The organism is Amycolatopsis sulphurea (assembly GCF_002564045.1).
Lineage (GTDB): Bacteria > Actinomycetota > Actinomycetes > Mycobacteriales > Pseudonocardiaceae > Amycolatopsis > Amycolatopsis sulphurea.
Genome location: NZ_PDJK01000002.1, coordinates 316,153 through 342,072, shown reverse-complemented (window position 1 = coordinate 342,072; position 25,920 = coordinate 316,153). Strand labels below are relative to the sequence as shown.

General features: G+C 70.3%; 26 protein-coding genes. 13 read left to right on the top strand and 13 right to left on the bottom strand.

The features are described 5' to 3' along the window. Positions 1-136: 136 nt before the first annotated feature. Both sucB and lpdA read right to left on the bottom strand, forming a co-directional pair. Complete coding sequence (gene sucB, locus ATK36_RS07595) at positions 137-1,873, bottom strand: 2-oxoglutarate dehydrogenase, E2 component, dihydrolipoamide succinyltransferase (protein WP_098510624.1); 1,737 nt, start codon at positions 1,871-1,873, stop codon at positions 137-139. A 54-nt stretch (positions 1,874-1,927) separates the two neighbouring features. Beyond that, the gene (gene lpdA, locus ATK36_RS07590; protein WP_098510623.1) at positions 1,928-3,301 is read right to left on the bottom strand and encodes a dihydrolipoyl dehydrogenase; all 1,374 of its coding nucleotides are present in this window, start codon (positions 3,299-3,301) and stop codon (positions 1,928-1,930) included. Between the two features lie 192 nt (positions 3,302-3,493). Here lpdA and ATK36_RS07585 point away from each other — a divergent pair, with 192 nt between their 5' ends. Next, the gene (locus ATK36_RS07585) at positions 3,494-3,841 is read left to right on the top strand and encodes an oxidoreductase (protein WP_098510622.1); all 348 of its coding nucleotides are present in this window, start codon (positions 3,494-3,496) and stop codon (positions 3,839-3,841) included. A 382-nt stretch (positions 3,842-4,223) separates the two neighbouring features. Here the strand turns inward: ATK36_RS07585 and ATK36_RS07580 are convergent, their stop codons facing one another. Next, positions 4,224-5,207, bottom strand: a complete 984-nt coding sequence (locus ATK36_RS07580) for an SMI1/KNR4 family protein (RefSeq protein ID WP_098510621.1) — start codon at positions 5,205-5,207, stop codon at positions 4,224-4,226. A gap of 269 nt (positions 5,208-5,476) precedes the next feature. Beyond that, positions 5,477-6,979 (bottom strand): leucyl aminopeptidase, encoded by a 1,503-nt coding sequence (locus ATK36_RS07575; protein ID WP_098510620.1) that lies wholly within the window; start codon positions 6,977-6,979, stop codon positions 5,477-5,479. Between the two features lie 124 nt (positions 6,980-7,103). On the opposite strand from ATK36_RS07575, the gene ATK36_RS07570 reads away from it, so the two are divergent. Together ATK36_RS07570 and ATK36_RS07565 are read left to right on the top strand one after the other, a co-directional pair. After that, positions 7,104-7,931 carry a sulfatase gene (locus tag ATK36_RS07570; protein WP_245914495.1) on the top strand — a complete coding sequence of 276 codons (828 nt, stop codon included), beginning with the start codon at positions 7,104-7,106 and terminating at the stop codon, positions 7,929-7,931. Between the two features lie 169 nt (positions 7,932-8,100). Continuing rightward, complete coding sequence (locus ATK36_RS07565; protein ID WP_425427369.1) at positions 8,101-8,637, top strand: DUF402 domain-containing protein; 537 nt, start codon at positions 8,101-8,103, stop codon at positions 8,635-8,637. A 4-nt stretch (positions 8,638-8,641) separates the two neighbouring features. On the opposite strand, the gene ATK36_RS07560 is transcribed toward ATK36_RS07565, so the two are convergent. Next, a complete protein-coding gene (locus tag ATK36_RS07560) occupies positions 8,642-8,932 on the bottom strand; it encodes a hypothetical protein (RefSeq protein ID WP_098510617.1) in 291 nt (96 codons plus the stop codon). Between the two features lie 108 nt (positions 8,933-9,040). Between ATK36_RS07560 and ATK36_RS07555 the strand changes: the two genes are divergently transcribed. Beyond that, positions 9,041-10,144 (top strand): branched-chain amino acid aminotransferase, encoded by a 1,104-nt coding sequence (locus ATK36_RS07555; RefSeq protein ID WP_098510616.1) that lies wholly within the window; start codon positions 9,041-9,043, stop codon positions 10,142-10,144. Between the two features lie 90 nt (positions 10,145-10,234). Here the strand turns inward: ATK36_RS07555 and cobT are convergent, their stop codons facing one another. Then, complete coding sequence (gene cobT / locus ATK36_RS07550) at positions 10,235-11,305, bottom strand: nicotinate-nucleotide--dimethylbenzimidazole phosphoribosyltransferase (protein ID WP_098510615.1); 1,071 nt, start codon at positions 11,303-11,305, stop codon at positions 10,235-10,237. Positions 11,306-11,367: 62 nt separating this feature from the next. Between cobT and ATK36_RS07545 the strand changes: the two genes are divergently transcribed. Next, entirely contained in the window at positions 11,368-12,069 is a 702-nt protein-coding gene (locus ATK36_RS07545) for an IspD/TarI family cytidylyltransferase (protein WP_211291832.1), read from the top strand. On the opposite strand, the gene ATK36_RS07540 is transcribed toward ATK36_RS07545, so the two are convergent. Then, positions 12,070-13,059, bottom strand: a complete 990-nt coding sequence (locus ATK36_RS07540) for an aldo/keto reductase family protein (RefSeq protein WP_098510613.1) — start codon at positions 13,057-13,059, stop codon at positions 12,070-12,072. A 45-nt stretch (positions 13,060-13,104) separates the two neighbouring features. After that, a complete protein-coding gene (locus tag ATK36_RS07535) occupies positions 13,105-13,764 on the bottom strand; it encodes a DUF3043 domain-containing protein (RefSeq protein WP_098510612.1) in 660 nt (219 codons plus the stop codon). Positions 13,765-13,909: 145 nt separating this feature from the next. Between ATK36_RS07535 and ATK36_RS07530 the strand changes: the two genes are divergently transcribed. Beyond that, the gene (locus ATK36_RS07530; RefSeq protein WP_098510611.1) at positions 13,910-14,287 is read left to right on the top strand and encodes a HesB/IscA family protein; all 378 of its coding nucleotides are present in this window, start codon (positions 13,910-13,912) and stop codon (positions 14,285-14,287) included. Positions 14,288-14,404: 117 nt separating this feature from the next. On the opposite strand, the gene ATK36_RS07525 is transcribed toward ATK36_RS07530, so the two are convergent. After that, entirely contained in the window at positions 14,405-14,584 is a 180-nt protein-coding gene (locus ATK36_RS07525; RefSeq protein ID WP_098510610.1) for a hypothetical protein, read from the bottom strand. Between the two features lie 129 nt (positions 14,585-14,713). Here ATK36_RS07525 and ATK36_RS07520 point away from each other — a divergent pair, with 129 nt between their 5' ends. Continuing rightward, positions 14,714-15,703, top strand: coding sequence for a carbohydrate kinase family protein (locus ATK36_RS07520; protein WP_098510609.1), 990 nt, complete (start codon positions 14,714-14,716; stop codon positions 15,701-15,703). A gap of 66 nt (positions 15,704-15,769) precedes the next feature. On the opposite strand, the gene asnB is transcribed toward ATK36_RS07520, so the two are convergent. After that, complete coding sequence (gene asnB, locus ATK36_RS07515; RefSeq protein ID WP_098510608.1) at positions 15,770-17,704, bottom strand: asparagine synthase (glutamine-hydrolyzing); 1,935 nt, start codon at positions 17,702-17,704, stop codon at positions 15,770-15,772. Positions 17,705-17,917: 213 nt separating this feature from the next. Here asnB and ctaC point away from each other — a divergent pair, with 213 nt between their 5' ends. Both ctaC and ATK36_RS07505 read left to right on the top strand, forming a co-directional pair. Continuing rightward, complete coding sequence (gene ctaC / locus ATK36_RS07510; RefSeq protein WP_098510607.1) at positions 17,918-18,865, top strand: aa3-type cytochrome oxidase subunit II; 948 nt, start codon at positions 17,918-17,920, stop codon at positions 18,863-18,865. 49 nt (positions 18,866-18,914) lie between these two features. Beyond that, entirely contained in the window at positions 18,915-19,337 is a 423-nt protein-coding gene (locus tag ATK36_RS07505) for a cytochrome c oxidase subunit 4 (RefSeq protein ID WP_098510606.1), read from the top strand. A gap of 144 nt (positions 19,338-19,481) precedes the next feature. Here the strand turns inward: ATK36_RS07505 and trpD are convergent, their stop codons facing one another. The 3 genes from trpD to ATK36_RS07490 all read right to left on the bottom strand — a co-directional run bounded on the left by trpD (position 19,482) and on the right by ATK36_RS07490 (position 21,429). Then, the gene (trpD, locus tag ATK36_RS07500) at positions 19,482-20,522 is read right to left on the bottom strand and encodes an anthranilate phosphoribosyltransferase (RefSeq protein ID WP_098510605.1); all 1,041 of its coding nucleotides are present in this window, start codon (positions 20,520-20,522) and stop codon (positions 19,482-19,484) included. Between the two features lie 6 nt (positions 20,523-20,528). Then, on the bottom strand, positions 20,529-20,942 hold the full coding sequence (locus tag ATK36_RS07495) for a hypothetical protein (RefSeq protein WP_098510604.1): 414 nt from the start codon (positions 20,940-20,942) through the stop codon (positions 20,529-20,531). A 61-nt stretch (positions 20,943-21,003) separates the two neighbouring features. Beyond that, a complete protein-coding gene (locus ATK36_RS07490; RefSeq protein ID WP_098510603.1) occupies positions 21,004-21,429 on the bottom strand; it encodes a ribonuclease E inhibitor RraB in 426 nt (141 codons plus the stop codon). 96 nt (positions 21,430-21,525) lie between these two features. Between ATK36_RS07490 and ctaE the strand changes: the two genes are divergently transcribed. The 4 genes from ctaE (at position 21,526) to qcrB (ending at position 25,912) form a co-directional block, all read left to right on the top strand. Next, positions 21,526-22,152, top strand: coding sequence for an aa3-type cytochrome oxidase subunit III (gene ctaE / locus ATK36_RS07485; protein WP_098510602.1), 627 nt, complete (start codon positions 21,526-21,528; stop codon positions 22,150-22,152). Positions 22,153-22,210: 58 nt separating this feature from the next. Further along, complete coding sequence (gene qcrC, locus ATK36_RS07480; RefSeq protein WP_098510601.1) at positions 22,211-23,029, top strand: cytochrome bc1 complex diheme cytochrome c subunit; 819 nt, start codon at positions 22,211-22,213, stop codon at positions 23,027-23,029. Between the two features lie 82 nt (positions 23,030-23,111). Further along, positions 23,112-24,260, top strand: a complete 1,149-nt coding sequence (gene qcrA, locus ATK36_RS07475) for a cytochrome bc1 complex Rieske iron-sulfur subunit (RefSeq protein WP_098510600.1) — start codon at positions 23,112-23,114, stop codon at positions 24,258-24,260. Beyond that, positions 24,257-25,912, top strand: a complete 1,656-nt coding sequence (qcrB, locus tag ATK36_RS07470) for a cytochrome bc1 complex cytochrome b subunit (protein ID WP_098510599.1) — start codon at positions 24,257-24,259, stop codon at positions 25,910-25,912. The genes qcrA and qcrB overlap by 4 nt, the downstream gene beginning before the upstream one ends. Positions 25,913-25,920 lie beyond the last annotated feature (8 nt).

The window sequence follows — 25,920 nt, the reverse complement described above, 5'->3', positions numbered from 1 at the left end:
GCCCGGAACGCGCACAGCCGGGCACGGCGCCGCGGTGACCCGACTGTCCGAAGTGGACTGTGCAGGCGCGGGGAAACGGCGAAGGCCCCCGCACCCGGGCGGGGTGCGGGGGCCTGCACGGTGGTGTGCGCCGGGGTCAGAGCCCCAGCTCGTCCTCGAAGTTGCCCTCTTCCAGCCGCTGCTTGATGGTGGTCAGGAAGCGGCCGGCGTCCGCGCCGTCGACCAGGCGGTGGTCGTAGGTCAGCGGCAGGTAGACCATCGAGCGGACCGCGATGGTGTCGTTGCCCTCCGCGTCGGCCACCACGACCGGGCGCTTCACCACGGCACCGGTGCCGAGCATGCCGGACTGCGGCTGCACGATGATCGGCGTGTCGAACAGGGCCCCGTTGGAGCCGATGTTCGTGATGGTGAAGGTGCCGCCGGTCAGCTCGTCCGGCTTGATCTGGTTGGCCCGCGCCCGCGCCGCCAGGTCGGCGATGCGATGCGCGAGACCGGCCAGGCTCAGCTCGCCGGCGTCGTGGATCACGACCGAGAGCAGCCCGCGCTCGGTGTCCACCGCGATGCCCAGGTGCACGGCGCCGTGGTAGGTGATCTCCTTGCTGCCCTCGTGGTAGGACGCGTTGACGTTCGGGTGCTGCTTGAGCGCCTCGACCGTGGCCTTGGCGAAGAACGGCAGGAACGTGAGGTTGACGCCCTCGCGCTCCTTGAACGCCGCCTTGGCGCGCTGGCGCAGCTTGGCGATCTTGGTGACGTCCACCTCGTGCACCTGCGTGAGCTGCGCGGACTCCTGCAGCGACTCGCGGGTCTTGGTGGCGGTGATCTGCCGGATCCGGCTCGCCTTCTGCACGGTGCCGCGCAGCGCCGCGAGCTCCGGCGAGACCGCCGCCGCACGCGGGGCGGCCGGGGCGGGTGCCGCTGCGGCCGGGGCCGCGGCGGGCGCCGCCGGAGCGGCCTGCTTCTGCTTGGCCTCGGCCGCCGCGAGCACGTCCTGCTTGCGGATCCGGCCGCCGACGCCGCTGCCGGTCAGCGACGCGAGGTCGATGCCGTGCTCGGTCGCCAGCTTCCGCACCAGCGGCGTGACGTACGGGCCTTCGGCGGCACCGTTGCCCGACGGCGCCGCCGCGGGGGCGGGTGCCGGGGGTGCGGGCGGCGCGGCCGGAGGAGCGGGCTTGGTCTCCTGGACCGGCGCGGGGGGCGGGGCAGGCGTGGGCGCCGGTGCCGGGGGCGGCGGCGGTGCGGCGGGTGCCGGGGCCGGAGCGGCCTGCGGAGCCGCGTTCGCGTCGCCGATCACCGCGAGCACACCGCCGACCTCGACGGTCTCGTCCTCGCCCGCGCGGATCTCCAGCACGGTGCCGGCCACCGGGGACGGGACCTCGGTGTCGACCTTGTCGGTCGAGATCTCCAGCAGCGGCTCGTCCACCGCGACGCTGTCGCCGACCTGCTTGAGCCACCGCGTGACGGTGCCCTCGGTGACGCTCTCGCCCAGCTCGGGCAGCTTCACGTCGGTGCCCGAGCCGTTCGTGGCGGGGGCGGCAGGCGGGGCCGGGGCCGCGGCAGGCGCGGGGGCGGCCGCCTGCGGGGCGGGCTCCGGTGCCGCGGCGGGTGCCGGGGCGGCGGCCGCCGGCACACCGCCGGTGCCGTCGTCGATCACCGCGAGTTCACCGCCGACCTCGACGGTCTCGTCCTCGCCCGCGCTGATCTTCACCACGGTGCCGGCGACCGGCGACGGGACCTCGGTGTCGACCTTGTCGGTCGAGATCTCGAGCAACGGCTCGTCGACCTCGACCCGGTCGCCTTCCTGCTTCAACCACCGCGTGACGGTGCCCTCGGTGACGCTCTCGCCGAGCTCCGGCAAGGTGACGGAGTAGGCCATTGTTCGCTGACTCCCTTGATCTGTAAGACGTAGGTGGATTCTGCGGGTGAGACGTCAGCTGTGCACGTGCAGCGGCTTGCCCGCGAGGGCGAGGAACGCTTCACCGAGGGCCTCGGTCTGCGTGGGGTGCGCGTGGATCAGCGGGGCGACGTCCTCGGGGAACGCCTCCCAGCTGTAGATCAGCTGCGCTTCGCCGATCAGCTCGCCGACCCGGTCGCCGACCATGTGCACGCCGACCACCGGGCCGTCCGGGGCCTTGACCAGCTTCACGCCGCCGGAGGTCTTGAGGATCTGGCTCTTGCCGTTGCCGCCGAGGTCGTAGGTGAACGTGGTGACGTCCGCGCCGTACTGCTCCTTGGCCTGGGCCTCGGTCAGGCCGACCGAGGCGACCTCGGGGTGGGAGTAGGTGACCCGCGGGATCCCGCGCTCGTCGATCACCCGCGGGTTCTGCCCGGCGATCTCCTCGGCCACGAAGATGCCCTGCTGGAACCCGCGGTGCGCGAGCTGCAGGCCGGGCACGATGTCGCCGACGGCGTAGACGTTCGGCAGGTTGGTGCGCAGGCGCTCGTCGGTCGGCACGAAGCCGCGGTCGATCGTGAGGCCGGCTTCCTCGTAGCCGTGGCCGGCCGAGTTCGGGCCGCGGCCGACGGCGACCAGCAGCAGGTCGGCCTCCAGTGTCTCGCCGGATTCCAGCGAGACGCTCACGCCGTTGTCGTCCTGCTTGGCGCCGGTGAAGCGGACGCCGGTCTTGAAGGCGATCTTGCGGCGGCGGAACGCGCGCTCGAGCTGCTTGGAAGCGAACTCGTCCTCGTTCGGGACCAGCCGCGGCAGCGCCTCGACCACCGTGACCTCGACCCCGAAGGAGGCCCACACGCTGGCGAACTCCACCCCGATCACGCCGCCGCCGAGCACCACGACCTTCTTCGGCACGTAGTCCAGGGTCAGCGCCTGCTCGCTGGCGATGATCCGGCCGCCGAGTTCGAGGCCGGGCAGCGTGCGCGAGTACGAACCGGTCGCCAGCAGGAGGTTCTTGCCCGTGTAGCGGGTGCCCTCCACCTCCACCGTGGTGCCGCCGACAAACCGGCCGGTGCCCTCGACCAGGGTCACCTTGTGCGCCTTGGCCAAGCCCTGGAGGCCTTTGTACAGGCGGGCGACGATACCGTCCTTGTACTTGTTCACGCCGGCGATGTCGATGCCCTCGAACACGGCCTTGACGCCGAACGACTCCGCTTCGCGGGTTTCGTCCGCGACCTCCGCCGCGTGCAGCAGGGCCTTGGTCGGGATGCAGCCCCGGTGGAGGCAGGTCCCGCCCAGCTTGTCCTTCTCGATCAGCGTGACGGAAAGGCCCAGCTCGGCCGCGCGGAACGCCGCGGCGTAGCCGCCCGATCCGCCTCCCAGGATCACGAGGTCGGCGGAGGTGTCGCTCACTTCAATAACTCCTCGGCAGCGATGGGGTGAAGCTCTTCTTCGCCGCGGCACGCGGTATAAACGCGCGCGCGTCATGGCCATCTTGTCACTACGCCGTCCGGCCGTGCGAGCGAGCCGGGCCAAGCCGGGCATGCGACCCCGGCCACACCGCCGGGCAGGAATAATGGAAGTGGGATGCCAGCAGGAAGAGAGGTGGTCGGAGTGGGGATCTTCGACGGGTTCCGGCGCCGTGGCCGCGGTGGCCGAGGGTCCGGCACGGTCCGGCGGGCCGACGCCGAGGACACTCGCTACCTGCAGGAATGGGCGGCGGCCCGGCGCGGTGTCGAGGCGTTCGTGGAGCCGCGCACGACGGTGACCGAGACCACTGTGCTGCTGGTTGCACACGACGGCGAGTCGACCCGGCGGCGGATCGGCAGTCTCGAAGCGGCGCAACGGTTCGGGCACCGCAACACGATCCCCGTATACGAGGTCTCCCGGGTCGGCTACCCGCAGCGCATGCGTGATTACCGTGAGCGGCAGAAGCGCCGTCCGGGGGCGTGATCGCGCCGGATCCCGGGCGAGCACCTCGTGGCCCGCTCCCGGGTTGTCGGCAAAGTCGGTGTGGAGGGCCCTGCGCAGACTGCGGAGGTCCGTGAAGGTCCGTGAAGGGCCCCTTCACAGACTCAGAGTCCGTGAAGGGCCCCTTCACAGACCCGGGACAGGTCCGGCGCACACCGCGAGGTGGCCGCGCATCTCGAACACCTCCGCTTCATCCGCTGCCGGGCGTGATCGACGAAGAGGGCAAGCGCCGTCGATGATGACGTGGCAGCCGCGGCTCTTTCTGCTGATCACGGGTCCTCGACCAGCTTTGCCGGGACCCTGGACTTCCCGTGGTGTGAAGGTGCCCTCAGGCCGACTTCGCCGATGCCCAGTAGCCCGGAGTTCAGGCGCTCGCTTCGAGCAGCCGGAGGTGGTGTTCGAGCAGCGCGCGAAACGACGGGTGCGCGCTGCTGCCGAGCGCCAGGTCCACCTCGACCGCGTGCCAGTCGCCGCCGGCGTGGGTGAGCAGCACGGTCGCGGGCTCGGAGATGATCACCACATCGCCCTCCGCGCGCAGGGCGCGGGCGGGCAGCAGCCGGGGGAAGACGACGTCCGCGGGCAGGCCGTCGGTCACCGCCAGGAACTCGCGGTAGTCCTCCGGAAGACGGACGCCGAGCCGGTGTTCGGCTTGTGCGATGTCCGCCGCGGTGGCCGGGTTGCTGGAGCGTTGCCCGCGGAGCCGCAGGATCGCTGCGACCAGCTCTGGCCAGCTCTCCGGGCCGGTCGGATATCGCTCGCGCAGCGCGGCGATCAACGCGCCCGCGCATTGGTGCGGCCATTCCGGGCCGAGGCCGAGGGGATCGGCGCCGGCGACCAGCCGGGGTGCCAGCGCGCGGGTGGCCGCGAGTGCCGCGACGTCCGGCTCCGGGCGGTTCGCGACCAGTGCGGCCCAGCCGTCCAGGTCGGCCGCGGCGAGCGCGGTGCGTACCGGATCGGGCTTGCCCGGGGCGAGGGCGCCGACCGCGCCCGCCGCCGGGGATCCCTCGAACAGACCGTCCAAATCAGACACTTGGCGGGTGAGAAAAGCGTTGTGCGCGTGCTCTTCCGCATCGAGGTCCAGCGGTGGCAGGGCTTCTGTCCACTGTGGACGGTCGCCGCGCGCCTCGAACAGCATCGCCCATCCGCGGGCGCGCACGGCGTCGGGGGCCAGCGCCGAGGCCGGCCGGCCGGTCACCGCCTGCCACTGGGTGATCAGGCGGTCCGCCGGCCCGGCCGTGCCCGCCGTGGCCAGCAGGAGGGCCGCGTGGCCGATCCGGCGGTCCACCGCGAGATCGTCACCGGTCAGCACGTCGCGGACGGCGGTTTCGAGGTAGTCGTCGCGTTCCATACGTCCCTGCTTCGTGGTCTGTGAAGGGCACCTTCACGGCCTCAGCGTCCAGGGCCCCGGCAAAGTCGGTCGAGGGCCCGTGATCAGCAGAGAGAGCCGTGGCTGCCCGACCGGTTTCGAGTCCGTGAAGGGGCCCCTGACGGACTCAGAGTCCGTGAAGGGGCCCTTCACAGCCCTCCGCAGCTGCGCAGGGCCCTCCACGCCGACTTTGCCGACACCCTGGACTCAGCGTCCGTGAAGGTGCCCTTCACCGCAATTCCGGCGAGGGATCAGCCGTGCGCGGCGATGTCGGCGAGGACAGCGGCGATCGAGCGGACCGGCACGCCGGTGCCGCCCTTGGCGGTGTAGCCGTACGGCGCGTTCTTGTGGTACGACGGGCCGGCGACGTCGATGTGCACCCAGGTCAGGTCCTCGGGCACGAACTCGCCGAGGAAGATGCCGGCGACGAGCATGCCGCCCCAGCGGTGGCTGGTGACGTTGGCCAGATCGGCCAGCCGCGAGTCCAGGTCGGCGCGCAGCTCCTCGGGCAGCGGCATGGCCCAGCCGCCCTCACCGGTGGCCTGCATGATGTCCGCGACCCGGTCGCGGAACTCGTCGGTGCCCATCACGCCCGCGGTGCGGTTGCCGAGCGAGACCACCTGCGCGCCGGTGAGGGTGGAGGTTTCGATCAGGTAGTCCGGGTCCTCTTCGGCGGCCCGCACGATCGCGTCGGCCAGCACGAGCCGGCCCTCGGCGTCGGTGTTGAGCACCTCGACCGTCTTGCCGCCGTACATGGTCAGCACGTCGCCGGGGCGATAGGCGCTGCCTGACGGCAGGTTCTCCGCGAGCGGGATGTGCGCGGTGACCTCAAGCGGGTACTTCAGCTTGGCGGCCAGCACCACCGAGGCGAGCACGGCGGCCGCGCCGGACATGTCGGAGGTCATGTCGTCCATGCCCGCCGAGGGCTTGAGCGAGATGCCGCCCGAGTCGAAGGTGATGCCCTTGCCGACCAGCGCGATCTTCTTGCCCGCCTTGGCCGGCTTCCAGCTCACGCGCAGCAGCCGCGGCGGCCGGGTGGAACCGCCGCCGACGCCGAGGATGCCGCCGAAGCCCTTGCGCTTGAGCACCTTCTCGTCGAGCACCTCGAAGTCCAGGCCGTTCGCCTCGGCCAGCTTCTTCGCGCGGTCGGCGAACGAGGCCGGGAACAGGTCGTTCGGCGGGGTGTTGATCAGGTCGCGGGCGATGATCACCGACTCGGCGATCGTGGTGGCAGCCTTCAGCGTGGCCTTGTGCTCGCGCGCGGTGCCTTCGGCGGGGTTCGCGAAGTCGGCGCGGGCCAGCGGGCTGTCACCCTTCTCCGAGCGGTACTCGGTGAAGGTGTACGCACCCAGCGCGGTGCCTTCGACGGCCGCGTGCAGGTCGAGCACCGACAGCGTGACGAAGGCGCGGTCGGTGCCGGCCAGCGCGCGGGCGGCGGCACCGGCGGCGCGGCGCACCTGCTCGGCGGTGACCGTCCCGTCCTGCTGCTTGCCGAGGCCGACCGCCAGCAGCACCCCCGCGGGCAGCTTGCCCAGCGTCGGCAGCTTCACGACCTGCTCCGCCTTGCCGGTGGCGCCGAGCGTGCCCAGCACGTCGGCGAGCGTCCCGTCGAACGCCGTGTTGGCGACTTCGGCACCGGCGGCGAGCACGGGACCGTCCGCGCCCTGCACAATGCCGATCACGACCACGTCGGCGCGGGTCTTGCCCACGGCCGCCTCGGTGTTCTCGGTGAGGGCAAGCTTCGGCACGGTCACTTCTGGCTCCTCGCGACGTTGCGTGGACCGGGCGGGCCTGCCCGGTCGATTGTGAGCCATGCTAATGACACGTTCGGGCGACGGTGGGAAGGGGACCATAGTGCGGCTAGGGGGCGGACTCCTGATGGTGCTGGCAGTGGGTGCTGCCGGGGCCGGGTACTGGGTGCTCGCCGGGGTGGTGCTGGCCGCGGTTGTCGCGGTACTGGTTTCCCGGCTTCCTTCTCTCGGAACGGGGCAGCTCGACCGTTACACCGGTGGTGTCGCACGGCTGGCTCAGCTGGTGGTCTTCGCGATCGTCTTCGGTGCGTACGTGGTGCCGTCGCAGTCGTCGTACGCCGCGGGCGCGCTGGTGGTTCTCGTTGTCGCAGCTGACTTCGCGGGGCTGCGCTTGCCCGCTGTGCTCGTACGCTGGCTGACTGTCGTACTGCTTGTCGCTGCAGCGGTACTCGTGGTGCTGTGTGCCGTCGTACCGCCAGTGGTGACCTTTGACGGCGTCGGTGCTCCGAACGTGCCCGCGGTCGTGGTGGCTGCGCTCGTCGTGTTGCCGTTCTTGTTGCCGAGTAAGGGAGAGCGGCTGCGCGCAGTGACGCTCGCAGTGGTGGCCGTGCTGGTGACCGTGGTCGCGTTGGTTCAGCTTGGCCCGATTCGGCTGGGGCTCGCCGAGACCTCGTTCCGCGATCTCTTGTATGCCGCGGATGCCGGTCAGCTACAGCCGTTGCTGACCGTGGTCGCAGTGCTCGCGACGGTGCCTGCAGCGCTGACGACGTTCACTGACGCGCGGGAGCGGTTCGCGCCGTCCGGCGGTCTGCCCAGCGTCGCAGGCGGCGTGGTGGCGGCAGCGGCTGCGGCGTTCGCTCCGGTGTACGCGGTGCTTCTCGTGGCAGGGCTCGCCACAGTCGTCGAGCTGGTGCTGCGTACTCGGCTTCGCCGCTACGGTGACGTACATGAATGATCACCGCCGACGTACTTCCTCCCGCGGGGGCGGCGATGGATACCGCCGACGTACTTCCTCCCGCGGAGGCGGCGATGGATACCGCCGACGCAGCTGGGCGCCGGGGCAAACCGTCGTTGAGCGTTTCGTGCGGCCGGACGGTTCCGTCGGACAGGAGCATCCGCTGCGAGTGATCTCCGACGACGGGCAAGTGCTGTTCGGCTGGCTTCCGCTGGGGACGCCGATCATCGCGAGCCGGCTCCAGGACGGCCGCGCGCTGCGTGATGCCCCGCTGGCCGAACGGTTTCGCGTGCCGCGGATTCCGGTGCCCGACACCTGGCACGGCACCTCAACGCTGCGGATGATCCCGGAGGACGCCTGGTCGTCGGTGTGGTGGTTCTTCGAGCCGGACGGCCGGTTCCGCGACTGGTACGTCAACCTCGAAGTGCCGCTCGGCCGCTGCACGGGCGGGCCCGACCGGATGGACGGCATCCTGGACCTGGTGGTCACGCCGAACACGGGCTGGCGCTGGAAGGACGAGGACGAAGCGGTGGCCGCGGTGGAGGCGGGGCGGCTCACACCGGAGCAGCTAGACCGGCTGCGCGAGGAGGGCGAGCGGATCGGCGCGCTGGCCGGGCGCGGGGCGTTCCCGTTCGACGGCTCGTACACCGATTTCCGGCCGGAGCCGGCCTGGCCCCAGCCCGCACTGCCGGGCCGATCGCGCTAGCGGGTCATCGGGTCATGAAGAAGAGCGCCACCATCAGGATGGCGTCGATCACGAACAGCGCCACCACCGAGCGGGCAGGCAGGTTCGCGGTGATGACCCCGCCGTGCAGGCTGCGCCACCAGTAGATGCCGAAACCGGCCGCGACGAGGCCGAGGAAGAAGCCGAAGCCGCTGCTGAGCAGGCCCCAGCCGACCATGCCGAGCATCCCGGCACCGAAAGTCAGCAGGACCGCGGTCGCGAAGGTCTTCACGTCGGTGCCGGTGGACTTCGCCGGGTGCGCGGGTTGCGTGGTCACCCCGCCATCGTAGAGGCGGGTCCCGCGTGGTGGCCACGGTGGCGGGCCGGGATCCGGAAAAACGAGGACATCCGACTAACGCCCGTCCGACCAAGCTAATATCCGGGTATGACCACAGCGACGCAGTTCAGCCATGTCCCGCACCCGAGCCCCGCGAGCGCGGACCGTGTCGCCGAGGTACTGGCCAAACCCGGATTCGGCACCTACTTCACCGACCACATGGTCACCGTGAAGTGGAACCAGGAGCAGGGCTGGCACGACGCGACGGTCGGCCCGTACGCCCCCTTCACGCTCGACCCGGCGACCTCCGTGCTGCACTACGGTCAGGCGATCTTCGAGGGGCTCAAGGCCTACCGCCAGCCGGACGGCACGATCGCCGCGTTCCGGCCGGACGCCAACGCCCGCCGGTTCCAGGAGTCCGCCGAGCGGCTGGCCATGCCGCAGCTGCCGGTGGAGATCTTCCTCGACTCGCTGCGCGAGCTGATCGAGGTGGACGAGCGGTGGGTGCCCACCCGCCAGGGCGACTCGCTGTACCTGCGGCCGTTCCTGATCTCCACCTCGACCGGGCTGGGCGTCAACCAGCCGGCCGCGGAGTACGTGTACACGCTGATCGCCTCGCCGGCCGGGTCGTACTTCAGCGGCGGGGTGAAGCCAGTGCGGGTGTGGCTGTCCACCGAGTACGTGCGCGCGGCGCCCGGTGGCACCGGCGCGGCCAAGTGCGCGGGCAACTACGCGGCGTCGTTCGTGGCGCAGGCGCAGGCCGTGGAGAAGGGCTGCGACCAGGTGGTGTGGCTGGACGCGGTGGAGCGGCGCTGGGTCGAGGAGATGGGCGGGATGAACCTGTTCTTCGTCTTCGGCTCGGGTGACAAGGCGCGCGTCGTCACCCCGGAGCTGACCGGTTCGCTGCTGCCCGGCGTGACCCGCCGGTCCCTGCTGCAGCTGGCCGCGGACGCCGGGTACGCCGTGGAAGAGCGGCGCATCTCCACCGAGGAGTGGGAGAAGGCGGCCGCCTCCGGCGAGCTGACCGAGGTCTTCGCCTGCGGCACGGCCGCGGTGATCACCCCGGTCGGCCACGTGAAGCACACCGGCGGCGAGTTCTCCGTCTCCGGCGGACAGCCCGGCGCGGTGACCATGCAGCTGCGTGAACAGCTCGTCGGCATCCAGGAAGGCACTCACCCGGCTCCGTCCGGCTGGCTGCTGCGCCTGCGCTGACGCGCTGCGCTGAACCCCATGGCTGTGAAGGGGCCCTTCACGGACTCAGAGTCCGTGAAGGGCCCCTTCACAGCTTTCGCGGCGGCTGGATCAGGTCGTCGCGAGCGGGCCCGAGACGCCGGACTGCTCGTGCGTGGTCATCTCCGCCAGGATCCGGGCGGCCATCATCAGCAGGGGCAGCGCGGTGACCGCGCCGGTGCCCTCGCCGAGCCGGACGTCCAGGTCGAGCATGCCGCCGAGGTCCAGGTGCTCCAGGGCCAGCGCGTGCGCGGGCTCGCCGGTCAGCTGACCGGCCATCCACCACCGGCGCGCGCCGGGGGCCAGTTCCTCGGCCAGCAGCGCGGCCGCGCATACGACCAGACCGTCCAGCACGACCGGGGTGCGGCGCACGGCGGCCTGCGCCAGGAACCCCGCCATGGCAGCGATGTCCGCGCCGCCGGAGGTCCGCAGCAGAGCCAGCGGATCGGCCTGAACGACGCGGGCCCGGCGGAGCGCGTCACGGACCGCGGCGGCCTTGCGCATCCAGGTGTTGTCGTCGATGCCGGAACCGCGGCCGACCACGGCCACCGGCTCGGTACCGGTCAGCGCGGCGACGAGGACCGAGGCCGGGGTGCTGTTGCCGATCCCGAGGTCACCGGCGATGAGCAGATCGGCGCCGCCGTCCACCTCGGCGTCGGCGATTTTCCGGCCCGCGAGCACCGCCGCGCGGACCTCCGCGTCGGTCAGCGCGTCTTCCACGTCGATCGAGCCCGAGCCGCGGCGCACCTTGAACTCGCCGAGGGAGCGCATCGCGGATTCCTCGGTGTCCACGGCCATGTCCACCACGCGCACCCCGGCTCCCGCCGCGGCGGCGAGCACGTTGATCGCCGCTCCGCCGGTGAGCATGGTGGCCACCAGCTGGGAGGTGACCTCGCGCGGATAGGCGGACACGCCCTTGGCGGCGATCCCGTGGTCCCCGGCGAACACCACCACCCGGGGCCGGGTGAACGGCCGCGGCGGGGCCTGGCCCTGGCAGGCCGCGATCCACACGCCCAGCTCCTCCAGCCTGCCCAGCGAACCGGCCGGTTTCACCAGCTTGCCGTGCAACGCGATGGCGGCCGAGCGGGCCTGGTCGCTGGGTGGCTCGATCTCGCCGAACTCGATGCCGGTCTCCGCGTCCACGCCAGGTCTTCCTCTCGCCAGGGGCTCCCGGCGCTCAACCTACCGCCAGGCCGGACGGTAGGTTGAGCGCCGTGCGCGAAACGACGGCGGCCGGGGTCGTGCTGGCCAGTGGCGCGGGCACCCGGGTGGGTGCCGCGCTGAACAAGGTCTATCTGCCGGTGGCGGGACGGCGGGTGGCCGCCTGGTCGCTCGCGGCCTTCGCCGCGGTGCCCGGGATCGGTGTGCTGGTGCTGGTGATCCGGCCGCAGGACCGGGAATTGGCCGGGGAAGTGCTGGCCGCGCACCCGGGCCGGGTGGAGATCGTGCCCGGCGGGCCGACCAGGCAGGCCTCCGAGCTGAACGCGTTGCGCCACCTCGCGCCGCGAATCGAGGACGGGACGGTGGACGCGGTGCTGCTGCACGACGCGGCCCGCCCTCTGGTCACGCCGGAGCTGATCGGCGCGGTGCTGGACCGGACCCGGGAGCACGGGGGAGCGGTGCCGGGTCTCGCCGCCGATGACGTGGTCTCGATGGCCGGACCGGACACCGTCGGCGCCCCGCTGCCCGGCGCGATCCGGGTGCAGACCCCGCAGGGCTTCCGTGCGCGGCCGTTGCTCGCGGCGTATGAACAGGCTGAGGCAGAAGCGTTTCTCGGCACCGACACGGCTTCCTGCATGGAGCGGTTCTCCGCGCTGCCGGTGCGTTGGGTGCCCGGTAGCGCGGAGAACCTGAAGATCACCTACCCGCACGACCTCGCGGTCACCGAGCAGCTGCTGCGACGCTGATCACACGGTCCGGGTCAGTCCGGGATCGGTGATCACCAAGCCGGCCAGCGCTTCGTCGATCGCAGTCAGCAGTTCGGGTTCGAGCTTCACCCCGGCCGCCTTGACGTTCTCGTGCACCTGCTCCGGCCGTGAGGCGCCGATGATCGCCGCGGCGACGTTCGGGTTCTGCAGCACCCACGCCACCGCCAGCTGCGCCATGGACAGCCCGGCGTCGGCCGCCAGCGGAGCCAATTTCGCCACTGCGGTAAGGGTTTTCTCACTCAGCAGGTGCTTGACCGCGCCGGCGCCGCCGCTTTCGTCAGTGGCCCGCGACCCGGCGGGCAGCGGCTGGCCGGGCCGGTACTTGCCGGTGAGCACGCCCTGCGCCACCGGCGAGAACACGATCTGGCCCAGCCCTTCGCGTTCCGACGCGGGCACCACCTGCGATTCGATCACCCGCCACAGCATCGAGTACTCCGGCTGGTTGGACACGAAGGGGATCTTCAGCTCCCTGGCCAGCGCCGCGCCGCGGGTGATCTGGTCTGCGGTCCACTCGGAGACGCCGATGTAGAGAGCCTTGCCCTGGCGCACCAGATCGGCGAACGCCTGCATGGTCTCTTCCAGCGGCACCGTCCGGTCGAACCGGTGCGCCTGGTACAGGTCGACGTAGTCGGTCCCGAGCCGGCGCAGCGAGGCGTGCGCGGACTCCACGATGTGCTTGCGGGACAGGCCCCGGTCGTTCGGTCCTTTCGGCCCGGTCGGCCAGAAGACCTTGGTGAAGATCTCCAGGTTCTCCCGGCGCTGCCCCCGCAACCCGCGCCCGAGCACCGACTCGGCCACGGTGTTGGCATAGACGTCGGCGGTGTCGAAGCTGGTCACTCCGGCGTCCAGCGCCGCTCTGATACACGCCTGCGCCTGGTCCTCCTCGACCTGGGAACCGTGCGTGAGCCAGTTGCCGTAGGCGATCTCGCTGATGTTCAGGCCGCTGCGGCCGAGCCGTCGAAACTCCATGGCGCCCAGCCTAGGCACCGGCAATTCGCGTTGCTGACGACTGGGTCAGCCGGGGATCGGGTCGCCGGCCCGCAGCCGCGGCTTGGGCACCCGCAGCTTGCGGATCTGGCTCGCCCGGACGAAGGAGTACCAGCCCAGGCCCCGGGTCGCGGCGGGCGGCTCCTTCGGGAAGCGCTCCCGCGCCAGCTTGCCGATCCGCCGGCCGTTGAGGTAGCCCTCGACCGCCATGACCAGCAGCATCGCCATGCAGACCAGGGTGATGTACTGCTGCGCCGCGGGCACCGGGATCAGCAGCGCAACGAACACCAGAATGGCCAGCGGCATGAACAGGCCCAGGATGTTGCGCCGGGAGTCCACCAGATCGCGCGCGTAGGCCTTGACCGGCCCCCGGTCGCGAGGGGGCAGGTACTTCTCGTCGCCGGACATCATCCGGTCCCGCCGCTCCTTGGCGGCCGCCCGGCGTTCCTCCTTGGTCACCGGGTTGGCTTTGCGCAGTTCCTTGTTGCGCTTCATCGCCTCACGCATGGTGGTGGGCGGTGACGCGACCGGACCGCGCTTGCGCCCCTCGGCCTCCCGCCGGGACGGGGTGGCGCGCCCCTTGGCCGGCGTGTACGCCTTGGCGGTCGGACCGGATTCGGCCGCGGCGGACTCGGCCGCGGACTCGTCGGCGGCGGGGTCTTCGGACTTTCGGCGCAGGAACCTCACCGGTCCAGGATATTGCAGACGTCACGGCGTTGGTCACCAGGTCGCGGCATATGCGACGATGGGGCCGGGAACAGATCGGGTGCTGTTCGTGTTGTCCGTAGTGGATGAGAAGCACCCGCAGCGAGTTCGACCTAGAGGGAGTGCCATGACGACCGCTGAGCAGACCGGCGCGACGCAGGCCGAGACCGCCGAGGAGACCCACGGCGTGACCTTGACCGACGCCGCCGCCGCCAAGGCGAAGGCCCTGCTCGAGCAGGAGGGCCGCGACGACATGCACCTGCGCATCGGCGTGCAGCCCGGTGGCTGCGCGGGCCTGCGCTACCAGCTGTTCTTCGACGAGCGCACGCTCGACGGCGACCTGTTCCGCGAGTTCGACGGCCTGCGTGTGGCCGTCGACCGGGCCAGCGCCCCGTACGTGAGCGAAGCGGTGATCGACTTCGTGGACTCGATCGAGAAGCAGGGCTTCACGATCGACAATCCGACCGCCACGGGGTCGTGCGCCTGCGGCGACAGCTTCCACTGAGCCGGGACACCCGCGAAGGCTGTCCACCGAACCCGGTGGACAGCCTTCGCGCGTTTCAGGTGGTCGGCGGCGGGGGCATGGCGTGCAGCCGGTGGTGGCGGAACCGGCCCCCGGGGATCAGACGTAGGCGTCGAGGTCCGCGACCTGGGCGTGGCACGCCTCGTCCACGGTCCACGGGCGGGGCCGCGGCGCGGGCAGCCGGGCCTCGCGGCCGGCCGGGGCGTGCAGGGCGGGCGGGATGTCGGCGCAGTCGGCGATCAGCTCGCCGAGCGTTTCGGGTTCGGTCGTCAGGTGCACTTCTGGCACGTTATTGAGCTCGCGTCGAGGGCAACACCGGTACCAGCCGGTAGTGTTTTCAGGGGCGTGGGAACCACCCGGAAGGGGCACGCCCGTGCCAGGCGTACCCGACAGCTCTGAGGAGAACCGGTGGCAGACAAGCCCAGGATCGCCGTGTCCGGCAGCATCGCGACGGACCATCTGATGCATTTCCCGGGGAGGTTCGCCGAGCAGCTCGTGGCCGAGCAGTTGCACCGGGTGTCGCTGAGCTTCCTCGCCGACGACCTGGTCGTGCGCCGCGGCGGGATCGGCGCCAACATCGCGTTCGGGCTGGGCGTGCTCGGCGTGCGCCCGGTGCTGGTCGGCGCGGTGGGCGCGGACTGGGCCGACTACGCCTCCTGGCTGGAGCGGCACGACGTGGACACCGGCGGGGTGCTGGTCTCCGAGGTCGCGCACACCGCGCGGTTCGTCTGCACCACCGACGAGGACCTCTGCCAGATCGCCACCTTCTACGCCGGTGCGATGTCGGAGTCCCGCAACATCGAGCTCAAGCCGATCGCCGACCGCGCCGGTGCGCTGAGCCTGGTGCTGATCGGGCCGGACGACCCCGAGGGCATGGTCCGGCACGCGCAGGAGTGCCGGCAGCGCGGATACCCGTTCGCGGTCGACCCGTCGCAGCAGCTCGCCCGGATGGACGGGGCGCAGGTGCGGGAGTTCGTCGCGGGCGCGAAGTACCTGTTCAGCAACGACTACGAATGGGAACTGCTGCTGCAGAAGTCCGGCTGGACCGAGGCGGACGTGCTCGAACGCGTCGGCATGCGGATCACCACGCTCGGCGAGAAGGGCGTGGAGATCATCGGCCGGGACGGTCTCGCGCTGCAGATCGGCGCGGTCCCGGAGCGCACCAAGGCCGACCCGACCGGGGTCGGAGACGGGTTCCGCGCCGGATTCCTCGCCGCGCTCGACGGCGGTCTCGGCCTGGAACGGGCCGCTCAGCTCGGTTCACTGATCGCGGTGCTCGTGCTGGAGACGGTCGGCACCCAGGAGTGGACCTTCGACCGCACCGATGCGTTGAAACGGCTGAGCGAGGCCTTCGGCCCGTCCTCGGCCGACGAGATCGCCCCCGTCCTGCCCGCCTGACTCTGATCGCTGTGAAGGGGCCCTTCACGGACTCAGAGTCCGTGAAGGGCCCCTTCACAGCTTTGGTCAGAGCTTGACCGGGTAGACCGGCTCCGGGATCTCCGGCTTGATGCGGTGCTCGACGAAGATGCCGTGCCACAGCATGAACACCAGCAGCGCCCAGATCTGGCGGCTGCGGTCGAGCTGGCCCGCCTTGTGCTCCTCCAGCAGGCGCAGGACGGCGTTCTTGTCCAGCAGCTCGTCGGTCTTCGAATCGTTGATGATGCCGCGCGCCCAGTCGTACATCTCGTTGCGCAGCCACAGCCGGATCGGCACCGGGAAGCCCAGTTTGCGCCGGTTCAGCACGTGCGGCGGGATGATCTTGGCCAGCGCCTGCCGCAGCGCGTACTTCGTGGTGCCGTGCGCGAGCTTCTGGTCCAGGGGGATGCTCGCGGCGACCTTGAACACCTCGGCGTCCAGGAACGGCACGCGCAGCTCCAGCGAGTTGGCCATGGTGACCTTGTCCGCCTTCACGAGGATGTCGCCGCGAAGCCAGGTGTAGAGGTCCACGTGCTGCATCCGGGCCACCGGGTCCCAGCCGCGCGAGACGTCGTACCAAGGCGCCGTGACGTCCTTGAAGCCAACGCCTTCCCGGTACGTACGCAGCACCGCGCGCAGCTGCTCGTCGCGGAAGTTGCGTGCGTTGCCGTAGTAGCGGTCTTCCAGCGTCAGGGCGCCACGGCGCAGCAGGTCCTTGCCACGGGTGCCTTCCGGGATCTTCGTGGACACCTTGCCCAGCAGCCTGCGTACGCCACCGGGCACCTTCTCGAACGGCGCCAACGAGATCGGCTCGTTGTAGATCGTGTACCCGCCAAAGAGCTCGTCGGCGCCTTCGCCGGACAGCACCGCCTTCACGTGCTTACGCGCTTCGCGGGCGATGAACCACAGCGGTACCAGCGCCGGGTCGGCCACCGGGTCGTCGAGGTACCAGACGATGAGCGGCAACGCCTCCATCATCTCGTCCGCGGACACCGTGCGGACCACGTGCTTCACGCCGATCGCCGCGGCGGACTCGGCGGCCACGTCGACCTCGGAGTAGCCCTCGCGCTCGAATCCGGTGGTGAACGCGATCAGGTTCGGGTTGTGCTCTTTCGCCAGCGTCGCGGTGGCGGTGGAGTCGATGCCGCCCGAGAGAAAGGCGCCGACCGTGACGTCCGGGTCGGAGATCATGTGCTTGCCGACCGAGTCGCGCATCACATCGGCGATGCGCTCGTACAACTGCTCGGCCTCGCCCGCGCCGTGCACCGGCTTCGCTGCGAAGCGAGGGTGGAAGTACCGGGTGAACTCGACCTGACCGCCGGGCGCGACGCGGAACGACGTGCCCGACTCGACCCGGCGGATCGCGGTGTGCAGCGACTCCGGCTCCGGCACGTACTGCAGCACGAGGTAGTGCTGCAGCGCGGTGCGGTCCAGCTCCTGCGCGACGCCGAGCTCGTCGGACAGCTGGAGCAGGCTCTTCTTCTCGCTGGAGAAGACCACCCCCTGCGGGCCGGCGGAGTAGTACAGCGGCTTGATGCCGAACGGGTCCCGCGCGCCGAAGACGACCTTGTCCACGGAGTCCCAGATCATGAAGGCGAACATGCCGCGCAGCTTCTTGACCGCGTCCGCGCCGAGGTAGTGGTACGCCGCGACGATCGCCTCGCCGTCGCCCTCGGTGGAGAACTTCGCGCCGAACCCCTTGGCCAGCTCGTCACGCAGCTCGCGGTAGTTGTAGATCTCGCCGTTGAAGTTGAGCGTGTACCGGCTGGGTGTCTCGGGCGGGCCCCACACCAGCGGCTGGTGCGCGTGGTCCACGTCGATGAAGGCCAGCCGGTTGAAGCCGTACACGACCTCGCCGTCGGCCCAGGTGTCCTGCTCGTCCGGCCCGCGGTGGCGCTGGCAGCGCATAGCCGTGCCGACGGCGGAGCGGGCCTTCGCCGCGTCGCTTGCGGTGGCGCAGATCAGTCCAAGCAGGCCGCACACGTGTACTCACACACCTCAGGGTCGGGCCGGTCCGGGGAAGGGCCCAGTATGCCGCGTACGCGGCGGGTACCCGGGCAGCGGGTGACGCGTGGCGCAACTGGTCACCCCTTGGTCGGCGGGAACCGCCAACTCGGCTAGGCTCCGCGTGTCACGAAGAACGGTGGAGGCGGCTCCTGCAGTCCGGGGGCCGGTTGGGTGAAAGGGCAGGGCGCAGTGGGAAAGCCAGAGCGCACCCCGGTGATCAAGCGGGCCGGGCGGATTTCCGTGCTGGTCGCGCTCGTCGCGCTGACCGCGACGGGCTGCTCCGGGGACGAGGTCCTCCGCTTCGGCTGGCCGGTCGGGGTGACCCCGCAGGCCGACGAGATGCGCAACCTCTGGACGTGGACGGTCATCGCTGCCCTGGTCGTCGGTGTCATCGTGTGGGGCCTGATCTTCTGGACCGCCATCTTCCACCGCAAGAAGAAGAACGCCGCCGTCGAGGGACCCGAGGACCTGCCCCGGCAGTTCCAGTACAATATCCCGCTCGAGCTGTTCACCGTCGTCGTGCCGACGATCATGGTCTGCGTGCTGTTCTTCTTCACCGCGACCACCGAGAACCACGTGCTGGACAAGAAGCCGAACCCGGACGTCACGGTGGACGTGGTGGCCTTCCAGTGGAACTGGGAGTTCAAGTACGACGACGCGAACGCCAAGCTCCCGGACGGCGGCCAGGTCAGCACCATCGGTTCCTCCGGCGAGATCCCGCTGCTCGTGCTGCCGACGAACAAGACGATCGAGTACCGGCTGCGCTCCACCGACGTGATCCACTCGTTCTGGGTCCCGGAGTTCCACTTCAAGCGCGACGTGATGCCGGACCCGGAGAAGAACAACCAGGACAACTCCTTCCAGAACACCATCGACCGCGAAGGATCCTTCGTCGGCCGGTGCGCGGAGCTGTGCGGCACCTACCACTCGGTGATGAACTTCGAGGTGCGGGCGCTGTCCCCGGACAAGTACGACCAGTACCTGAAGCTGCGTACGCAGACCAACCCGAAGACCGGACGGCTGAACACCGCGTCCGAGGCGCTGACGGCGATGAACTGCGGCGAGCTGTGCAGCCCGTACGCGGTCACCACCAAGCCGTTCAACACCGACCGCACCGCGCGTACCGCGTCCAACTGAGTCCACCCGGCCGGTTCCGGAGAACCGAAGGAGTAGGGGAGAAAGTCCCATGAAGGTCGAAGCCCGGATTTTCTACCTGGTGGCGGTGTTCGCCGTCGTCATGTCCGGCATCTACTGGGTGATGACGGACCTCTTCGCGAACGACAAGAAGGCCGAGCCGGTCGGGATCGTCGCGCTGCTGCTGACCGGTGGGCTCGCCTTCCTCGCGGGCAGCTACCTGCAGTTCGTGGCGCGCCGGATCGAGCCGCGCCCGGAGGACCGCGAGGACGCCGAGATCAGCGACGGCGCGGGCGAGCTGGGCTTCTTCAGCCCCGGCAGCTACTGGCCGGTCGGCTTGGCCGCCTCGGCCGCGCTGGGCGGCGTCGCGCTGGCGTTCTTCCACGTCTGGCTGCTCGTGCTCGCCGTGGTGGCGCTGCTCATCACCATCGGCGGGCTGGTGTTCGAGTACCACACCGCACCCAGCCACGACTGACCACAGCCGAACGAAAGCCGCCCCCCGGTTCCCGAGGGGCGGCTTTTTCGTGTCCGGCCATCCGCTTGGGAGTAAAGGCTGTGAAGGGGCCCTTCACAGCCTCAGCGTCCGTGAAGGGCCCCTTCACAGCCCTTTTCCAGGGCGTCAGTGGCCGAACGCGATCCAGCGGTCCAGCAGGGCGGCCGCGGCTCCGCTGTCGATCGCCTGCCGGGCTCGGTCCAGCCCGGCGGCCAGATCGTCCTCCAGCGAGCCGGTCAAGCCGGTGAACGCGGCGAGGGCGGCGGCCGCGTTCAGCACCACGGCGTCGCGTACCGGGCCGGTTTTCCCGCCGACCAGCTCGCGGATCACCGCGGCGTTGGCCACCGCGTCGCCGCCACGCAGATCCTCAGCGGTGGCGCGCGGGATGCCCAGGGACGCCGGATCGAACGACTGCGGCGTCGCCGTGCCGCCCGAGACCACCCACACCGACGTGGTCGTGGTGGTGGTGAACTCGTCGAGACCGTCGTCGCCGCGGGCCACCAGCACGGACGTGCCACGGCGGGCGAACACCTCCGCCAGCACCTGCGTCTTGTCCGCGTAGGCGCAGCCGATCAGCGCGCTGTCCGGCTGTGCCGGGTTGGTCAGCGGGCCGAGCAGGTTGAACGTGGTCGGTACGCCCAGCTCCCGCCGCGACGGGCCGATGTGCCGGAAGGCCGGGTGGAAGACCGGCGCGAAGCAGAACCCGATGCCGAGTTCGGCCAGCGACCGCTGCACCGCCTCCGGCGGCAGATCGATCCGCACGCCGAGGGACTCCAGCACGTCCGCGGCCCCGGACTTCGACGAGGCACCGCGGTTGCCGTGCTTGGCCACCGGCGCACCGGCCGCGGCTGCGACGATCGTCGCCATCGTGGAGATGTTCACCGAGTTCGAGCGGTCCCCGCCGGTGCCGACGATGTCCACCGCCGGGCGGCTGAGCTCGATCCGGCGGGCGTGCGCGAGCATCGCCCCGGCCATCCCGGAGATCTCCTCCGGGGTCTCGCCCTTGGCCCGCAGCGCGACCGCGAACCCGCCGATCTGCGCCTGAGTGGCCGCGCCGGACATGATCTGGTCCATCGCCCAGGAGGCGTCCTCGGCGGTCAGGTCCGCGCGGTCGATCAGCCGGGTGAGCAGGGCGGGCCAGGTGTGCCCGGATGCGGTGGTGCCCATCGCGGCTCAGCCGCCGTTGACGGCGGGGACCCGTCCGGCGCGCAGGACGCCGGCCACGGTCTCCGCCGCGGTCAGCGGATCGAGCGGGTGCTCCAGCACGGCGTCGGCCTGCGACCAGGTGGCCAGCCAGCGGTCGTCGTGGCGGCGGATCGTGACCACGATCGGCGGGCAGTCCGCGATCTCGTGCTTGAGCTGGCGGGTCAGCCCGATCCCGCCGGTCGGCTGGGCCTCGCCGTCCAGGATCGCCAGGTCCACCGCGCCGGCGTCGACCTCCGCGAGCACGTCCGCGACGCCCTCGGCCTCCACGTACTCGACCCGGCCCAGATCGGCCGCCGGCCTGCGGCCGACGGCATTGATGATCGCCTCCCGCACCCCGGCCTTGTGGCTGAACACCAGGATCCGCTGGGACTGCTCGGTCATTGAGCCCGCCTCCGTCTCGTCACGCGTGGAACGCCCGCGATCGTATCGGCCGAGACCCATCTCACGCGGACGTGGTGGGCGACTCACCCGGTTGCCGGGCGTCCCAGCCCAGCGCGTCGCCACCGAGCCGCTGGGCGAGCCCCGCCATCCGCGCGCGTTCCTGCGCGCAGTGCAGCGCGTCGAGCACCTGCACGCGCACCGCGTGGGCCAGTACCCGGTCCCCGTCCGGCCGCTGTTCCCGCAGCTCGTAGCCGTCCTGGGCAAGGATCGCGGCGGCCTCGGCGAGCCGCTCGGCGGGCAGGCTGAGGTGGTGCGTCAGCACCGCGGGGGCACCGGCGGTCCAGCCGGAAGCGGCGCCGAGCACCGCCGAGTCGGCCACCGCCGGATCGAAGGCCCGGACCACGATCCGCAACCCGGGCGTGTCGGGCGTCAGACCGGCGGTTTCCCGCTTTCCGGCCAGGTCACGCAACCTCTGCAGCCAACTCACGAGTAGCCGGTTCCCTCCATCTGGTACGGGTGTGACGCGAAGCTCCCACGACCCGCCGCGGACCCGGCAGGCGGGGTGCCCGCGGGGGAGGACATAATGCGATCCGTGACAACGGCAGCTCCCACCATCAGCCAGCGGGTCCACTCGCTGAACCGGCCGAACATGGTCAGTGTCGGCACCGTCGTGTGGCTGTCCAGCGAACTCATGTTCTTCGCCGGACTGTTCGCCATGTTCTTCACCGTCAAGGCGCAGAACCCGGCCGGGGCCTCGTGGCCGCCGCCGTTGCACGGCGAGCCATTCCACCTCAACATCCCGTACGCGATCCCGTTCACGGTGATCCTCGTGCTCTCGTCGCTGACCTGCCAGTTCGGCGTGTTCGCCGCCGAGCGCGGGGACGTCTACGGCCTGCGGCGCTGGTACATCATCACGCTGATCATGGGCGCGGTGTTCGTGTTCGGGCAGGCGTACGAGTACGTCAACCTGGTCGACGAGGGCCTGACCATCCCGTCCGGCCCGTTCGGCACGGTGTTCTTCCTCGCCACCGGATTCCACGGCCTGCACGTCATCGGCGGGCTCATCGCGTTCGTGTTCCTGCTGATCCGGACCAAGCTCAGCAAGTTCACGCCCGCGCAGGCCACTTCCGCGATCGTCGTGTCCTACTACTGGCACTTCGTCGACATCGTGTGGGTCGGCCTCTTCGCGGTGATCTACATCCTCCCCTGATCCTCGCGCCGTCCCACCCGCACCATCGGCCTGAACTGACAGCAAGGGTTGCCGCAAGATGACCACCAGTACCAAGTCCCCACAGCGCCGCTTCCGCGCGCGTTCGAAGCTGCGCCGGCGTCTCGCCGGGGTGCTCGCGCTCGGTGTCGCACTGGTGGGCGCCGGCGCGCTGTACGCCGTGCTGACCCCGGAGCCGCAGACCGCGCAGGCGCAGGGCGACCCGGCCCTCCTGCGCCAGGGCGAGCAGGTCTACAACAACACCTGCATCGAATGCCACGGCGCGAACCTGGAAGGCGTCCAGAACCGCGGTCCGAGCCTGATCGGCATCGGCGACGCGGCGGTGTACTTCCAGACTTCCTCCGGCCGGATGCCCGCGGCCCGCCAGGAGGCCCAGGCCGCGCGGAAGCCGCCGAAGCTGACCCCGGCCGAGATCGACGCGGTCGGTGCCTACGTGCAGGCGCACGGCGGCGGGGCGCAGCGGCCCGCGGAACGCGGCGAGGCGCTGCGCGGCAGCGACCCGGCCCGCGGTGGTGAGCTGTTCCGGCTCAACTGTGCCTCGTGTCACAACTTCACCGGCCGCGGTGGCGCCCTGTCGGCGGGCAAGTACGCGCCGAACCTGGACCCGGCCACCGAGGAACAGATCTACGACGCGATGCTCACCGGGCCGCAGAACATGCCGAAATTCTCCGACCGGCAGCTGAACCCGGAGGAGAAGAAGGACATCGTCGCCTACGTCAAGTCGGTGTCCGACGGCAACAACAACCCGGGCGGTAACGGCCTCGGCGGGCTCGGCCCCGCCTCGGAGGGCCTGATCGCGTTCGTCGTCGGAATCGCCGCGCTGGTCGGCATCACTCTCTGGATTGGATCGAAGGCATGAGCGCAGCTTGCCAGCGAATCATCACTATTCATGCTGGCGCCGCCCGGTCGAACAGTGTGAAACTCCTTGTGGAGGCGACGGCATGAGTGCCGAAGGGCCCGAGCCGCCCTCGGAGGCGGAACTCGCGGAGATGGACCGCGACCAGCTGCTCAAGCTCGGTGGCGAGCTGGACGGCGTGGAGATCGTCGATTACCCCGAACCGTGGCCGGTGGAGGGCACCCGCGCGGAGAAGCGGGCCGAGCGCCGGGTGGCGCTGTGGTTCGCGCTGTCCGCGATCTTCGGGCTGGCCTTCGTCGTGGTCATGGCGTGGCCGCACTGGTGGGAGTACAAGGACCCGAGCGACCCGAGCCACACGGTATACAGCCTCTACACCCCGGCGCTGGGCGTCTCGCTCGGCCTCGCGGTGCTCTGCCTCGGCATCGGCGTGATCGTGTACACCAAGAAGTTCGTGCCGAGCGAGACCGTGGTGCAGCAGCGCACCGACGGCCCGTCGGCCGAGGTCGACCGGGCGACCATCGTGGCGCACCTGTCCGACGCCGGTGACCGCAGCACGATCGCCCGCCGCTCGCTGATCAAGCGGACCGCGGGCGCCGGGGCCGGCGCGCTCGGCCTCGCGGTGGCCGCGCTGCCCGTCGCGTCCTTCATCAAGGACCCGTGGAAGGACAGCGCCAACGAGAACGGCCTCTGGCACACCGGCTGGCAGCCGAAGTTCCCGGGCGAGAAGGTCTACCTGCGGCGCAACATCGGCAACCTGGACGAAGAGGTCGAGAAGGGCGTCACCCTGGTCCGCGCGGAGGACCTCGACGCCGGTGCCATGGAGACGGTGTTCCCCTACCGCGATTCGGAAAAGGGCAACCACGAGGCGCTGGCCGCGGCGCTGACCCGGGTGGACAACCCGGTCATGCTCATCCGGCTGCGCCCGACCGACGCCGCGCGCGTGGTCAAGCGGAAGAACCAGGAAGACTTCAACTTCGGCGACTACTACGCGTACACGAAGATCTGCAGTCACGTGGGCTGCCCGACCTCGCTGTACGAGCAGCGCACGAACCGCATCCTGTGCCCGTGCCACCAGTCCCAGTTCGACGCCCTGCACTACGCCAAGCCGATTTTCGGCCCGGCCACCCGACCGCTGGCGCAGCTGCCGATCACGGTTGACGATGAGGGATACTTGGTCGCCAGGGGCGACTTCATCGAGGCCATCGGCCCGGCCTTCTGGGAGCGTAAGTCATGAGTTCACTCACCACTCCGACCAAGGGGACGAGCGGCCTCCAGAAGCACCTCGGCCTGGCCGCGGACAACGCGGACCAGCGCTACAAGCTCGCGAAGGGCCTGCGTCACCAGTTCAACAAGGTCTTCCCGACGCACTGGTCGTTCCTGCTCGGTGAGATCGCGCTCTACAGCTTTATCGTCATCCTGCTCTCGGGCGTGTACCTGACGCTGTTCTTCGACCCCTCCATGCAGGAAGTCACCTATCACGGCAGCTTCCAGAACATGCAGGGCATGCAGATGTCCCAGGCGTTCAAGACGACCCTGGACATCTCGTTCGACGTGCGCGGCGGCCTGTTCGTGCGCCAGCTGCACCACTGGGCGGCGCTGATCTTCGTCGCCTCGATGATGATCCACATGTTCCGGATCTTCTTCACCGGCGCGTTCCGCAAGCCGCGTGAGGCGAACTGGGTCATCGGCGGGCTGCTGCTGGTGCTGGGCATGTTCGAGGGCTTCTTCGGCTACTCGCTGCCGGACGACCTGCTCTCCGGTACCGGTATCCGCGCGACGCTGTCGGGCATCGTGCTCTCCGTGCCGGTGATCGGCACCTGGCTGCACTGGGCGATCTTCGGCGGGGAGTTCCCGGGCGACCAGATCATCCCGCGGCTCTACACGCTGCACATCCTGCTGGTGCCGGGCATCATGCTGGCGCTGGTCGGGGTGCACCTGGCGCTGGTCTGGTACCAGAAGCACACCCAGTTCCCGGGGGTGCGGCGCAAGGAGACCAACGTCGTCGGCGTGCGCATCATGCCGTACTTCGCGCTCAAGGGCGGGGCGTTCTTCACCCTGGTCGTGGGTGTGATCGCGCTGATGTCCGGGTTGTTCCAGATCAACCCGGTGTGGAATTTCGGGCCGTACAACGCGTCCATGGTGTCCGCGGGATCCCAGCCGGACTTCTACATGGCCTGGGCCGACGGCATGCTCCGAATATGGCCGGCCTGGGAGGTCTACCTCGGGAATTACACGATTCCCGCGGTGTTCTTCCCCGGTGCCATCGGGATGCCGGTGCTGATCGGGTTGTTACTCGCGTATCCGTTCCTGGAACGCAAGCTGTCCAAGGACACCGCGCGGCACAACCTGCTCCAGCGGCCGCGGGACGCACCGGTCCGCACCGCGCTGGGCATGATGGCGCTCGGGTTCTTCGCGGTGATCGAGCTGTCCGGCTTCAACGACATCATCGCCGACCAGTTCGACATCTCGCTGAACGCGACCACCTGGGCCGGGCGCATCGGGGTGCTGATCGTGCCGCCGATCGCCTACTACGTGACCTACCGGATCTGCCTCGGCCTGCAGCGGGCCGACCGCGAGGTGCTGGAGCACGGGGTCGAGACGGGCATCATCAAGCGCCTGCCGCACGGTGAGTTCATCGAGATCCACCAGCCGCTGGGCGGGACGGACAGCCACGGCCACGCGATCCCGCTGGAGTACCAGGGCGCGCCGGTGCCGAAGAAGATGAACAAGCTGGGCACGGCCGGGCACGCCGTCCCGGGCTCGGTCCTGACGCCGGACCCGGCGGAGGAGACCGCGGCGCTGGAGCGTGCGCGGGGCAACGGGCACGGCAACAGCGACGGTGCGGCGGAGATCTCCGGATCGCACGAGGTCGGTTCCGGCCACTGAGGTCCGCC

Bases quoted from the DNA above. Each gene is read 5' to 3' on its own strand.
- sucB (WP_098510624.1), bottom strand. From the start codon at position 1,873: ATGGCCTACTCCGTCACCTTGCCGGAGCTCGGCGAGAGCGTCACCGAG.
- ATK36_RS07580 (WP_098510621.1), bottom strand. From the start codon at position 5,207: ATGGAACGCGACGACTACCTCGAAACCGCCGTCCGCGACGTGCTGACC.
- ATK36_RS07570 (WP_245914495.1), top strand. From the start codon at position 7,104: ATGGTGCTGGCAGTGGGTGCTGCCGGGGCCGGGTACTGGGTGCTCGCC.
- ATK36_RS07555 (WP_098510616.1), top strand. From the start codon at position 9,041: ATGACCACAGCGACGCAGTTCAGCCATGTCCCGCACCCGAGCCCCGCG.
- ATK36_RS07540 (WP_098510613.1), bottom strand. From the start codon at position 13,059: ATGGAGTTTCGACGGCTCGGCCGCAGCGGCCTGAACATCAGCGAGATC.
- ATK36_RS07530 (WP_098510611.1), top strand. From the start codon at position 13,910: ATGACGACCGCTGAGCAGACCGGCGCGACGCAGGCCGAGACCGCCGAG.
- ATK36_RS07505 (WP_098510606.1), top strand. From the start codon at position 18,915: ATGAAGGTCGAAGCCCGGATTTTCTACCTGGTGGCGGTGTTCGCCGTC.
- trpD (WP_098510605.1), bottom strand. From the start codon at position 20,522: ATGGGCACCACCGCATCCGGGCACACCTGGCCCGCCCTGCTCACCCGG.
- ATK36_RS07495 (WP_098510604.1), bottom strand. From the start codon at position 20,942: ATGACCGAGCAGTCCCAGCGGATCCTGGTGTTCAGCCACAAGGCCGGG.
- ctaE (WP_098510602.1), top strand. From the start codon at position 21,526: ATGCGATCCGTGACAACGGCAGCTCCCACCATCAGCCAGCGGGTCCAC.
- qcrC (WP_098510601.1), top strand. From the start codon at position 22,211: ATGACCACCAGTACCAAGTCCCCACAGCGCCGCTTCCGCGCGCGTTCG.
- qcrA (WP_098510600.1), top strand. From the start codon at position 23,112: ATGAGTGCCGAAGGGCCCGAGCCGCCCTCGGAGGCGGAACTCGCGGAG.
- qcrB (WP_098510599.1), top strand. From the start codon at position 24,257: ATGAGTTCACTCACCACTCCGACCAAGGGGACGAGCGGCCTCCAGAAG.